Below are 12,269 nucleotides of genomic sequence, written 5' to 3'. Positions count from 1 at the left end.
AGTGGGAAGCGATGGAACGTGAAGTGATAGAAGAAGCTTTATATGAGGTAATAGATCCGGAATTAGCAATAAATATTGTTGATTTAGGGTTGGTCTATGACATTCAAATAGCTGAGTCAAATGAAGTTTTTATAAAAATGACATTAACGACACCAGGTTGCCCTATGCATGATAGTATTTTAAATGGTGTCAAAAACCGATTACTGCAAATAGATGAAATAGAGGTTGTTACCGTTGAGTTAGTATGGGAGCCTGTATGGAATCCATCACAGATGAGTTTAGCAGCCAAAAAGCAATTATTTGGTTAACATTATGAATTCCCCTCTACTTATGGTAGGATTAATGAGTGAAAACGGTTAAATGATTTGTTCAAAAAGCCACTTCTAATTTGATAACTTTTTGAACACGCTCTTAAAGGGGGATGTCATGAGCTATAACAAAATTCGTATACCATTGCTGACAGTGTTAGTTGTGATGATGATTTTAGACTTAACAGGTGTTATTCATGTTCCAGCGATCGTTATTTTCATCATTGCGATTGCGTTACTGTGGTATAACATCCATATTCGAAGAAATGTATCGAATCAACATAATAAAAATAAGAGAAAGTAAAGAGGACAATGAAAAATTGTCCTCTTCTTTGTTTGTTTTAGATTAATATGGGAAAGTTAAAAGTAATATTGAATAGGAAGGTGTGAAAAAAATGAGACATCGACTGATTGATTGGCCGACATTTATTGGAGCGTTTTTACTGTTACTAGCAGTAGTATTACCGCTAGTTTTCTTCCCTGAAGAAGGAAAAGAAATGGTTGGCATGGCTAATACTTTTATGACCACTAATTTTGGTGTGTTGTATTTAGCGATGGGTCTCATTATATTTGCTTTTCTTTTATATGTTGCATTTAGTAAGAATGGTCATGTGAAATTAGGTGATGAGGGTCAAAAACCTGAATTTAATTCTTTTTCATGGGCCGCCATGTTATTTGCAGCTGGTATTGGTTCCAGTATTTTGTACTGGTCTGTTATTGAATGGGTATACTACTTTCAAGGACCTCCGTTCGGCTTGGCCGGAGAATCAACAGAAGCAATTCAATGGGCAACTGCCTATGGTATCTTTCACTGGGGACCGATAGCCTGGGCGATTTATACATTACCGGCATTACCAATTGCTTACTTTTTTTATGTACGTAAGAAACCTGTACTAAAAGTAAGTGAAGCGGTTAGGCCAGTTTTAGGTGGTTTGGTAGATGGACCATTAGGGAAAATTATTGATATTTTCTTTATTTTTGGATTGTTAGGTGGAGCAGGAACTACACTAGCTTTGGGAACTCCCATGATTGCGGAAGGGGTTCACTATTTGACTGGATGGCCTGTTACCTTATGGCTACAAGCAGTTATTATGCTTGTCTGTACGACCATTTTTGCAGTAAGTGCTTATTCCGGCTTACGCCGAGGAATCAAATTGTTAAGTGATATAAACTTATGGTTAGCACTTTTTATTTTAGCCTTTATTCTCGTACTTGGTCCTACCCGTTTTATTGTAGAAACAACCTTCAACTCCATAGGTATTTTGTTAGATAATTTCTTTAAAATGGCAACTTGGGTAGAACCATTTGGGGATTTAGATGAGTTCACTGAATCTGGATTCCCAGAAGCATGGACTGTGTTTTATTGGGCATGGTGGCTAGTGTATGCACCGTTCGTTGGCTTGTTTGTTGCCCGTATCTCCAGAGGGCGAACAATCCGTGAGATGATATTTGGTACAATGGTATACGGGACATTAGGCTGTGTACTCTTCTTTGGTATCATGGGTAACTTTGGTTTACATTTACAGTTATCAGGGCAATTTGACGCCATGAGTTATATTAATGACTTTGGCGCACCAGCAACAATTATTGCGATTATTGGTCAACTTCCACTTCCAGGATTAATGGTTGCAACCTTTACGATTCTGGCAGTCATCTTTCTGGCAACGACATTTGATTCATCCTCATTTATCTTAGCATCTGTTGCGCAAAAGGAAGTAGAAAATGAGCCACTTAGATGGAACCGACTATTCTGGGCATTCACATTATGTATTTTGCCACTTACATTAATGTTTGTTGGTGGTTTAGATACATTACAGACAGCAAGTATTGTGGGTGGCTTTCCATTAATTTTCATTATGTTCTTATTAGCATGGTCGTTTATGCGAGCATCGAATCGTGATATTACCGCATCTGACGATTATGAGTCACCAACCATTTATATTAAACGTTGGAAAAAGAAAAAGAAGAAACGTTCTCCGTTAGAAGTATTAAAAGACCAAAATCCAGATCCACCAGAAGATTAAAAAGTTGCGATCAGCTATGAAGCTGGTCGTGCTTTTTTATTGTGGTGCTTAACATTGATCATAGTCTCTCTTTATAAGAACAAAAATCTTTAACAGGTGTCTTTACACATGTATAATTATCTGTATAATAAGAAGCATGACACGAAAGGATAGGTGAGCGAAGTGAATCAAAAAGAGAAATTTTGGGGACTTATTATTTTGCTTGTTGTCATTCTTGGTTATGTGATTCCTTACACATTCCTCAGTGATGTCACGAAATGGTATGGCAGCTTTTTGTTCTGGTCGATCTTAGCAGTTATCACCATTTTGGCGAATTACTTTTTAACGACGGATTGGAGTGACGAGGAATGAGCACAACATTGGTTTGGTCAACGATTACCATTTATGTGGTGATTGCTATTGTAATTGCTTATTTATCAAGAAATGGCAGACAAAACAGTATGTCTGGATACTTTTTAGGAGAACGAAAATTAAATGGTTTTGTATCAGCTTTAAGTTACAGTGCTACGACTTATAGTGCTTTTATGTTAGTAGGATTGGCAGGCCTTACTTACAATGGTGGTGTCGGTGCGTTCGGATTTGAAATTATTTATTTTATGGGGGTCTCTCTTGTTGCTATATTTGGTCCACGCTTTTGGCTGGTTGGTAATAAGTATGGTTATGTAACACCATCCGAAATGTTAGGTGACCGTTATCAAAATAGATGGGTAGCTATCGTTTCGGCAATTGCCAGCTGTTTATTTTTGATTCCGTACAGTGCTGTTCAGTTAACAGGAATCGGATATTTGCTGCAAGGTGTGACGAATGACGCGATACCGTATACCACAGGTGTTATTATTGCAACGGTATTGGCACTTATCTTTTCCTATATTGCTGGGATTCGATCGGTGGCATGGACCGATTCTTTACAATCATTAATCATGATCATTACTTCAACCATTGTTGTCATTTTGATTGTCAATAGTCTAGGTGGGTTGAGTGGATTTTTTGCATCGATTGAAGCGAATGATCCACAAGCTTTAGCAGTGCCGGGGAACGGATTTTTTAATTTCTGGACATTTTTAGGTTTAACATTACCGTGGTTTTTCTTTAGTATATCCAATCCACAAGTAAGTCAGCGCTTATTTATGCCAGCTTCTTTAAAAAGTATGCGTCATATGTTAATGGGGTTTTTAGTTTTTGGACTTATTTATACCGTTGTATCTGTTGTATGGGGTTTGTCAGCATCTATTCTGTTCCCTGGTTTAGAAAATGCTGATTTAGCTACTCCTATGTTATTATCTTCTGAAGTCGTTCCACCGATTTTAGGTGTGATCGTAATGGTCGGAATTATGGCAGCCGCGATTTCAACCATTGATTCGATTTTATTAACATTATCATCTTTATTTTCACGAGACGTGTATCGTAATGTGAAAGGAGACGTGGACGATCGTAAGCAATTATTGATCGGTAAAATCGTTATCCCTGTAATTGCTGTATTAGCCTTTTTATTTGCCCAATTGGAGCTTGACTTAATTGCTGTTCTTTCTGTTGCTTCTTCTGCCGGATTAATTGTTGTTGTTCCAGCAATCATCGGGACCTTCTTCTGGAAACAAGGTACAGCGGCTGGAGTTATCGTAAGTGTCACTATTAGTAGTATTCTGGTGATTTATATTGAGGCAACTGGTGGATTATTACTTGGCTTGAAATCTGGCATCTGGGGAATCGTGGTTGCAACTGTTTTATTTATGGTTGTCAGTTTAATGACTCAACCACCGGAACAAAAAGCAAATGAATTCATTGATTATATAAAAGAACGAATGAAAAGCAAGAAGTAGTCGGGTTATCACTGGCTGCTTCTTTACTTTTTATCAGTTATATCTTATACTTATAAAGTTAATTATTTACCTAGGTAAATAATTTTAGAGGGGAGTAAGAACATGGATACGAGTCATTTGTTGCACTTATATCATCAAAAACTGCGAATGTTTCAAAATGAATTAAACATAACCTTAAACCAGTTTGGATTGTATCATTCTCAATGGACAATCCTTTATACCTTATATCAAAAGGGGAACATAACACAGACCGAAATATGGCAATATTTAAAGGTCGAAGCTCCAACCATCACTAGAACATTAGTAAAGATGGAGCAAAGAGGGTGGGTTGAGCGAAAAATTGGAACCGACAAACGAGAACGGATTGTCACATTAACGGAAAGAGCAATATCAACCTATCCGGAAATTATTCAAGCTGTGAAACAGACAGAAGAATTATTTCTGGAACAATTATCAAAACAGGAAAAACTCACTTTACAACACCTTCTAGAAAAACTATCAATAGAAAGAGATGAATAAGTATGTCCCAACCAAGAATATGGACGAAGAATTTTATAAGTATAGCGGCAGTGAATCTGTTTATTTTTATCACTTTTTATTCGTTACTAACCACATTACCGTTGTATGTGATCGATAAGTGGGATGCTACGGAGGCACAAAGTGGTCTCGTTGTCACTGCCATGCTGTTGGCTGCAATATTGTTAAGACCATTTTCTGGTACTATTCTCGATAAATTTGGCAAACGTAAAATGTTATTAATCAGTAGTATCCTGTTTGCGATGACGATGATTTTTTATTTATTTGTAGACTCTTTTATGACAATGCTAGTACTTCGTTTTATTCACGGACTATCATTTGCGATTGTTACAACCGTAACATCTGCAATTGCTGCAGATATTGTTCCAGCTAAAAGGCGTGGAGAAGGACTTGGATATTTTACAATGGCAATGAATTTAGCAGTTGTCTTTGGTCCCTTTATAGGTCTTACAGTAATCCAGTTTACTTCGTATTATAACTTATTTATTATGCTTAACCTGTTTACGGTTTTAAGTGTGATCTCTAGCTTTTTCGTTCAAGCGAAAGAGGTAAAACCTACCGATCAGCCAAAAGGCACTTCATTTAAGTGGAAGGAATTACTTGAGAAAGAAGCAGTCTCTATTTCATTTATCGGCTTGCTGATTGCTTTTGCTTATGCAAGTATTGTTTCCTTTATCTCTGTTTATGCTAATGCACGTGGATTAGATCATGTATCCAATTACTTCTTTGTTGTGTTTGCAGTAACGATGCTTTTATCAAGACCTTATTTAGGAAAACAGTTCGATCTTCGAGGACCAAAGCCGATCATTATTCCTTGTATGGTTTTATTTTCTTTTGGGTTATTCATGTTAAGCTTTTCTAATCATGCGATAACGTTTTTGATCGCTGCTGCTGTGATCGGTGTCGGTTATGGTTCATTGTTACCATTTTTCTTAACGATAGCAGTTTCGAATGTGAAAATGCATCGAAGCGGCCATGCTACTGCAACGTTTTATACATTATATGATACAGGGATAGCCCTAGGCTCCTTTGTTTTAGGGGTGATCATTAATTATACTAGCTTTTCACAAATGTTTATCTTTCTTACCGTTTTTGTGCTCATGATTTTATTATTATTTACTTTTTTAAATAGACATTATAATAATGATTAACTTCGATTGATTTTATTCTCCCTTCATTGAAATTTCGAGAAATTTGTCGATATAAAGCATAGGAGGGGGAGTACAACATGAAAAAAATGCAAAGTATCTCAGTAAAGTTAATCGCATTAATTACAGTAATTACAGCAGTTACCGGTATCGTCATCGGTATCTTCAGTTATCAAGTAGCCAAAGATCAACTTCTAGAATCAGGAGAAAGTGAATTACAGAAAATTACGGATGGTGCATACACTGTTCTAGAGTTTTTGAATGAAGAAGTGGAAGCAGGAGATTTAACAGAAGCAGAAGCGAAAGATAAAGCAAGAGAAATATTAAATGGACCTGTTAATGAAAATAATGAGTATGATTATACACAGACAAATTTTGTTTATAAAGATCGTGGTTATGTACTTGCTTATGATCAAGATTTAGTATTGCAACTTCACCCTAGTAAAATTGGGGGAGAACCAGCTGATGAATTAAACAGGAATAATCGCGCTCGTTTGATAGCGGCAGGAGCAAATAGTGATCCTTCAAATCGATTTGCAGAATATAATGACGAACAACCAGACGGTAGCTATCGTAATAAGACCGCTTATATGAGGTATTTTGAACCATGGGACTGGACAGTTGGTGTTGCGGTATTTCAAGATGAGTTATATGAAGGGTTAAATGTATTACAATTTGTTATTTTCGCAATTACAATAATAATTATTATAACAAGCTCTATATTGTTTTATTTTTTAACAAGAAAGAAATTAAAGTTATTAAAAGAAGTAACGTCACAAGCAACCAATATTGCAAATGGAAACATTAGTGAATCTGATTTACCAGAATCAACAGATGAAATTGGGATATTAGCTCGTTCCTTTAATCAAATGTCTACAGAGTTGAGGAACCTTGTTACAAATGTTCAGAAATCTAGCGATCAGTTATTAGATTCAGCAACTGATTTATCAGCTATTTCGGAAGAAACGTCGGCAAGTAGTGAAGAAGTTGGTGATGCGATGAACGAAATCTCAAAAGGTACACAAGAACAAGCGAATGATCTAGAAGATATCCACTATCGCGTAGAGAAGTTAACAGAAGCCATTCATCAGATGAGGAAACAAACCGAAAAAATGGACGACATCTCACATAAAACAGAATCTTTATCAAATGAAGGTATTGATATTGTTGCAAAGCTTCAGGAATCAAACCAACATTCAGTCACTAGAGCGAATGAAATTTCGAATGACATTCGTCAATTACATCAAAAAGTTCAAAACATAACAGAGGTTATGGATACGATTGAGCATGTAGCGGAAGAAACGAATCTTCTAGCTTTAAATGCAAGTATTGAAGCAGCTAGAGCTGGTGAATATGGAAAAGGATTTGCTGTCGTAGCAGATGAGATTCGTAAGCTTGCAGAACAATCTAAAGAGGGGACACATAATGTCCAAAATGTTGTGTCAACCATTGTGTCAGAAACAGAAAAAACGGTAAAAGCTGTAGAAGAGAATCGTATGTTATCAGAGGGACTAAATAATGATGTGAAGCTGACGGAAACAAGGTTTATGGATATGCAACAAGCAGTAAAGGACATTGTTAAAGCTATTACTAAGGTGAAAGAAGAAATAGGTGGAATTTCAACAGAAGCAGAGAAAATGAATGAAAATGTAGAGAGTATCTCAAGTGTGTCTCAAGAAACAGCAGCATCAATTGAAGAAATTACTTCTACCATAGATGAACAAATAAATGCTATCAGTAATGTTGCAAGCTCAGCAGAAACTTTAACAAGCTTGAATCAGGATTTAAGAGATTTAATTGATAAATACAAACTATCCTAACCATGTGTACTTCACATAATGGTTGAAGCTCCCTGTTTCTTCAATTAAAATATAGAGAAGACAGGGAGATATTTAGTAGCAGCCTTTGCTTTCCTTTTTTATCACGTTACTATACGTCTGTAAGATCCCCGCTTCAAGATTGAGGTAACACAAGAAAGCTAAGTGAGGAATAACAGACGCTAAAAACCTGATAAGTCTCCCTTAATAAACGGATTTTTGAATGTGGAATCATAACAGGAGGTTTTTAAACTTGGCAGGTATTAAATATGAGATTATAGAACAAGTGACTGTCCTTTCTGAATCACCAAAGGGATGGCGTAAAGAAGTTAATCTTATTAGCTGGAATGATCGTGAGCCAAAATACGATATTCGTGATTGGTCACCAGATCACGAAAAAATGGGAAAAGGTGTAACCCTTACCTCAGAGGAATGGCAAGCATTAAAAGCATTTGTTCAAGGTTAATGAGTGTAAACCCGGTATCCATAATGAGGAGCCGGGTTTTTAATTTTACGAAAATTCATTCTTGCCGGTTATAGGGTGTGTTCCAAAGTGCTTGATAGCTTAAGTTTGCTTGATATGTAGTGTACCTTTGTCTCCGAGAGGTTCTTTCGAAAAAAGTAAATAGTAATTTGATTCTCTATTGAACCTGCTACATATAAAACTCTTTTCCTTTTTATGAATTTTTTATAGTATTTGATAAATTCTCAAGTCAGGCGATGTGACAGTCATCAGAACCCGTAATAGATTGGAAGAAAGCTAAATTTTATTAAAAAAGTTTGTCAGATTTTCTTACAAAAGTCATGACGATTTATTTCGGCCTATTGTAGGATTGTTAATAACAAAAGATGTTAAATAAAGTTACATGGAAAAGGGGAAATGAAGAATGGCAACAATTGCTCCAGAGAAAACAGTGGACACTGTCTCACAACTAGAAACGATTAAAGAAGAAATCAAAACAAAACATGTAGAATTACTACATTTACAATTCGTTGATATCGAAGGAACATTAAAACAAGTGACGGTAACAGCAGAACAATTAGATGATGTTGTCGAAGGAAAAACAATGTTCGACGGTTCATCTATCACAGGGTTTACACCGATTAATAAATCAGACTTATATTTATTACCGGATCTAAACTCATTCGCAGTATTACCGTGGACAGAAGAATCAGATTACTCAGAAGCGCGTTTTTTATGCAGTGTTACAAACCCTGATGGTTCTTTGTTCGAAGGAGACCCGCGAAATATTCTAAAAAAAACAATAGATAAAGCAAAAGAAAAAGGTTTTTCAGTTAACGTAGGGCCAGAATTGGAGTTCTTTTTATTTGAAGCAGATGAAAAAGGTCAGCCAACTCAACAAGTACATGACCAAGGTGGATATTTCGAACCAGCACCGTACGATTTAGGTGAACGCGTTCGTTTGGAAATCTATAAAACATTGAAAAAAATGGGCTTTACTATTGAAGCTTCTCACCATGAGGTTGCGCAAGGGCAGCACGAGATCAACTTTAAATTCGATGATGCATTAACAACTGCAGATAATGCTACTACATTTAAATGGGTTGTAAAAACTGTAGCACAGCAATTCGGTTTACGTGCTACATTCATGCCGAAACCGGTATTTGGTGAAAATGGCAACGGAATGCACGTGAATATGTCTCTATTCGATGAAAAAGCAGGAAAAAATGCTTTCTATGATGAATCTGATTCTCGTGAACTATCAGCAACCGCATATTCATTTATCGCGGGGTTGTTGCACCACGTACCATCATTTGTTGCATTTACAAATCCGCTAGTAAATTCTTATAAACGTCTAGTACCAGGTTATGAAGCGCCTTGTTACATCGCATGGTCTGCGTCCAACCGTTCTGCATTAGTTCGTATTCCAGCTACTCGCGGTGCAGGAACTCGTGTCGAAATTCGTTGTCCAGATCCAAGTGCTAACCCTTACTACGCTTATGCTAGTATTGCAGCGGCTGGTATCGATGGTGTAGAAAAATCATTACAAGCACCTGTAGAAACAGTCGATGATATTTTTAGCATGAGTGATGAAGAACGTGAAGAGCGCGGTATTGAAAACTTACCAACAACATTAGGTGAGTCTATTCAAGCATTAAAAGCTGGTGCAATTGGGAAAAAAGTTCTTGGTGATTATGCGTTAAATGAATACTTATCATTGAAACAAGATGAGTGGGATAGTTATCGTATCGCGGTTACAGAATGGGAATTAGATCGATATCAAGCGAAATTTTAAACAAAGTAGTGAATAGTCTGAATTCCAATCGGATTCAGACTATTTTTTTGAATAAAACAATATGTGCGGTTACAATTAATGTAAGAGAGGGGAATCAAGATGGATCCTTTAGATGTAATGATGCATGTAGATAAAGTGAAACCTTATTTCCAAGCAATTTTCAGTGCGGATAGTCATGAAGTGACTGGTTATGAAGTGTTAGGTAGATTGGAAATAGATAATCAAGTTATTCCTTTAGGTTCATTTTTCCATGATACGAATGTGCCGGATGATTTCAAAATGGAAATCGATCAAAAGGTTCAAGACAAGGCATTAAGACAGTATGTTGAGCAAGGAATGGAAGAGCATTTGTATTTGAATGTGCATGCGAATTATTTTCTCTTAGATAAAGAAGATCAGTTTCTAAATCATCTATTAAAGTATCAGGAAAAAGGTCTTGATCTTTCCAAAATTGTAATCGAAATCACCGAACATCAATTTCGTGGAGATATTGAGCTGGTGATACATACATTCAAATATTTAAAAACGATGGGGGTGAAAGTAGCCATTGATGATCTGGGAACAGGAGCAAGTAATTTAGATCGGATTAACCTCATGGAACCTGATATTTTAAAAGTTGATTTGCAAGCACTTCAAAGTGAATCAAATTCTAATGGTTTTCATGGCATCATTTATTCCTTATCATTACTTGCACGTAAGCTTGGAGCCGAATTATTATTTGACGGTATTACGTCCAATTACCACTTTCATTATGCATGGAGGAACAATGGTCGATTTTACCAAGGGAGCTTTCTCGCCGAAACGTCGGTTGCTTTCGTAGCAAAAGACGTATTGAAAGAACGTTTTCGTCAAAATATTCAACAGTTTATTGAGGTGGAAAGATCCAAACTGACTACTAAATACCAGCTGACAGCCACACTAAATCAACAGGTTCAAGAAAAATGGCAGCTAGTGAAGAAGAATAAGAGTTTAGATGAACAAGTTGATAGTCTTGCAAAAGAAATGGAACATATCTTTTTTCGAATTTATGTAACTGATGAAGATGGGTTTCAAAAAACCGTTAACTTTGTTCATATGGATCAAGGTTGGGTATGGGATGAGACGATAAAAGGGAAAAATTGGAGTTGGCGTCCGTATTTTATCGAAAATGTTATTCGCATGAAAGAGGAACAATCTGGGATTCTTTCTGATCTGTACAATGATATTGAAACAGGTGATAGGATTCGTACTTTCTCCTATCCGTTAGCTGATTCCTTATATTTATTTATGGATATTTCGCCGATGTATATGGATGAGAACGAAGATTTGTTGTGGTAATGAAAGGAGAAAACTGATTGATATCAAAACAGGCAATGATAATCGTTAATCCTAGTTCTGGTGAAGAAAAGAGTACTGTATTTATAGATGATACAGAAAATATGCTAATTACAATGGGATACCATGTCACAGTGAAAGAAACTAAGAATGAAAATGATGCGGAAAATTTTGCTGCAGAAGCATGTAAAAAAATGATGGACATCATCTCGGTAATGGGTGGAGATGGAACGGTAAATGAAGTATTAAGTGGTATTGCAGAGAAAGAATACCGACCAGTAATACATATAATTCCATTGGGTACCGTAAATAACTTTGCTAAAGCTCTTGATATCCCCTTAAAGCCAAAAGAGGCAATACAAGTGTTAGAAAATCCTGTCGAAAGATTAACGGACATTGGTAAAATTAATAACACTTATTTTATGAACCTTGTTAATTTAGGGGCAATTGCAGAAGCAACTTATGAAGTTACTTCAGAGCAAAAATCCAAGCTTGGTTCACTTGCATACTTCATTGAGGGTGTGAAGCAATATACTAAACAAGACACATTTACTGTCACAGTAGAATATGAAAATGAACTGAAGCAGTTAGAAGCGATGCTTGTTCTTATTACAGTCACCGATACTGTAGCTGGCTTGCAACATGTAATGAAAGAAGTGAAAGCAGATGATGGCTACTTGCATGTATATGCGATTAAAGAGATCTCGGGTTTTGATAGTGTTTCGATGCTTTCAAATTTATGGAATGGAATGCTTAAGGATCATGAACAGGTAGCTTATTGGAAGGCTAAATCTATCAAGATTGATGCAAATCCTAAAAAGGTAACTAATATAGATGGGGATGAAGGTCATGCCACCCCTCTGTCTTTGTCAATTCTAGAGAAACACATAAAAGTATTATTTCAAAAGAGCTAAACAGATTGGATTTAGAATTACCATTGACCTCCATCTACATGGAGGTTTTTGTTTGGGGAAGATGGTATATATTTTATTGAAGAGCAGACTATTCTTAATATGAAACGGATTGCAAAAAAGTGATAATAGGAT

The 12,269-nt window shown here is 36.3% G+C and carries 12 protein-coding genes; all 12 read left to right on the top strand.

Annotated elements, in window-relative coordinates:
• The first annotated feature begins 11 nt into the window (after nt 1-11).
• The 12 genes from J5J03_RS14930 to J5J03_RS14875 all read left to right on the top strand — a co-directional run bounded on the left by J5J03_RS14930 (nt 12) and on the right by J5J03_RS14875 (nt 12,137).
• A complete protein-coding gene (locus J5J03_RS14930) occupies nt 12-308 on the top strand; it encodes a metal-sulfur cluster assembly factor (protein WP_208590592.1) in 297 nt (98 codons plus the stop codon).
• Between the two features lie 118 nt (nt 309-426).
• On the top strand, nt 427-612 hold the full coding sequence (locus J5J03_RS14925; protein WP_208590589.1) for a hypothetical protein: 186 nt from the start codon (nt 427-429) through the stop codon (nt 610-612).
• 91 nt (nt 613-703) lie between these two features.
• Entirely contained in the window at nt 704-2,332 is a 1,629-nt protein-coding gene (locus J5J03_RS14920; RefSeq protein ID WP_208590588.1) for a BCCT family transporter, read from the top strand.
• Between the two features lie 162 nt (nt 2,333-2,494).
• The gene (locus tag J5J03_RS14915; protein WP_208590587.1) at nt 2,495-2,683 is read left to right on the top strand and encodes a hypothetical protein; all 189 of its coding nucleotides are present in this window, start codon (nt 2,495-2,497) and stop codon (nt 2,681-2,683) included.
• A complete protein-coding gene (locus J5J03_RS14910) occupies nt 2,680-4,149 on the top strand; it encodes a sodium:solute symporter family protein (protein ID WP_208590586.1) in 1,470 nt (489 codons plus the stop codon). The genes J5J03_RS14915 and J5J03_RS14910 overlap by 4 nt, the downstream gene beginning before the upstream one ends.
• A 102-nt stretch (nt 4,150-4,251) precedes the next feature.
• The gene (locus J5J03_RS14905) at nt 4,252-4,668 is read left to right on the top strand and encodes a MarR family winged helix-turn-helix transcriptional regulator (RefSeq protein ID WP_208590585.1); all 417 of its coding nucleotides are present in this window, start codon (nt 4,252-4,254) and stop codon (nt 4,666-4,668) included.
• Between the two features lie 2 nt (nt 4,669-4,670).
• Entirely contained in the window at nt 4,671-5,837 is a 1,167-nt protein-coding gene (locus J5J03_RS14900; protein ID WP_208590584.1) for an MFS transporter, read from the top strand.
• 77 nt (nt 5,838-5,914) lie between these two features.
• Nucleotides 5,915-7,654: a methyl-accepting chemotaxis protein gene (locus J5J03_RS14895; RefSeq protein ID WP_208590582.1), complete on the top strand. Its 1,740-nt coding sequence runs from the start codon at nt 5,915-5,917 to the stop codon at nt 7,652-7,654.
• 250 nt (nt 7,655-7,904) lie between these two features.
• Nucleotides 7,905-8,117: a YdbC family protein gene (locus J5J03_RS14890; protein WP_231710772.1), complete on the top strand. Its 213-nt coding sequence runs from the start codon at nt 7,905-7,907 to the stop codon at nt 8,115-8,117.
• A 421-nt stretch (nt 8,118-8,538) separates the two neighbouring features.
• The gene (glnA, locus tag J5J03_RS14885) at nt 8,539-9,909 is read left to right on the top strand and encodes a type I glutamate--ammonia ligase (RefSeq protein ID WP_208590578.1); all 1,371 of its coding nucleotides are present in this window, start codon (nt 8,539-8,541) and stop codon (nt 9,907-9,909) included.
• 99 nt (nt 9,910-10,008) lie between these two features.
• Nucleotides 10,009-11,226, top strand: a complete 1,218-nt coding sequence (locus tag J5J03_RS14880) for an EAL domain-containing protein (protein WP_208590576.1) — start codon at nt 10,009-10,011, stop codon at nt 11,224-11,226.
• Between the two features lie 17 nt (nt 11,227-11,243).
• The gene (locus J5J03_RS14875; RefSeq protein ID WP_208590575.1) at nt 11,244-12,137 is read left to right on the top strand and encodes a diacylglycerol/lipid kinase family protein; all 894 of its coding nucleotides are present in this window, start codon (nt 11,244-11,246) and stop codon (nt 12,135-12,137) included.
• Nucleotides 12,138-12,269 lie beyond the last annotated feature (132 nt).

Source organism: Gracilibacillus suaedae, assembly GCF_017599345.1.
Lineage (GTDB): Bacteria > Bacillota > Bacilli > Bacillales > Amphibacillaceae > Gracilibacillus > Gracilibacillus suaedae.
The sequence above is the reverse complement of the archived record's forward strand: the minus strand, read 5'-3'. Positions and strand labels throughout refer to the sequence as shown.

What these genes read in the sequence shown, in the direction of transcription:
- J5J03_RS14930 (WP_208590592.1), top strand. Translation starts at nt 12, where the DNA reads ATGGAACGTGAAGTGATAGAAGAAGCTTTATATGAGGTAATAGATCCG.
- J5J03_RS14905 (WP_208590585.1), top strand. Translation starts at nt 4,252, where the DNA reads ATGGATACGAGTCATTTGTTGCACTTATATCATCAAAAACTGCGAATG.
- J5J03_RS14925 (WP_208590589.1), top strand. Translation starts at nt 427, where the DNA reads ATGAGCTATAACAAAATTCGTATACCATTGCTGACAGTGTTAGTTGTG.
- J5J03_RS14880 (WP_208590576.1), top strand. Translation starts at nt 10,009, where the DNA reads ATGGATCCTTTAGATGTAATGATGCATGTAGATAAAGTGAAACCTTAT.
- glnA (WP_208590578.1), top strand. Translation starts at nt 8,539, where the DNA reads ATGGCAACAATTGCTCCAGAGAAAACAGTGGACACTGTCTCACAACTA.
- J5J03_RS14900 (WP_208590584.1), top strand. Translation starts at nt 4,671, where the DNA reads ATGTCCCAACCAAGAATATGGACGAAGAATTTTATAAGTATAGCGGCA.
- J5J03_RS14895 (WP_208590582.1), top strand. Translation starts at nt 5,915, where the DNA reads ATGAAAAAAATGCAAAGTATCTCAGTAAAGTTAATCGCATTAATTACA.
- J5J03_RS14920 (WP_208590588.1), top strand. Translation starts at nt 704, where the DNA reads ATGAGACATCGACTGATTGATTGGCCGACATTTATTGGAGCGTTTTTA.
- J5J03_RS14910 (WP_208590586.1), top strand. Translation starts at nt 2,680, where the DNA reads ATGAGCACAACATTGGTTTGGTCAACGATTACCATTTATGTGGTGATT.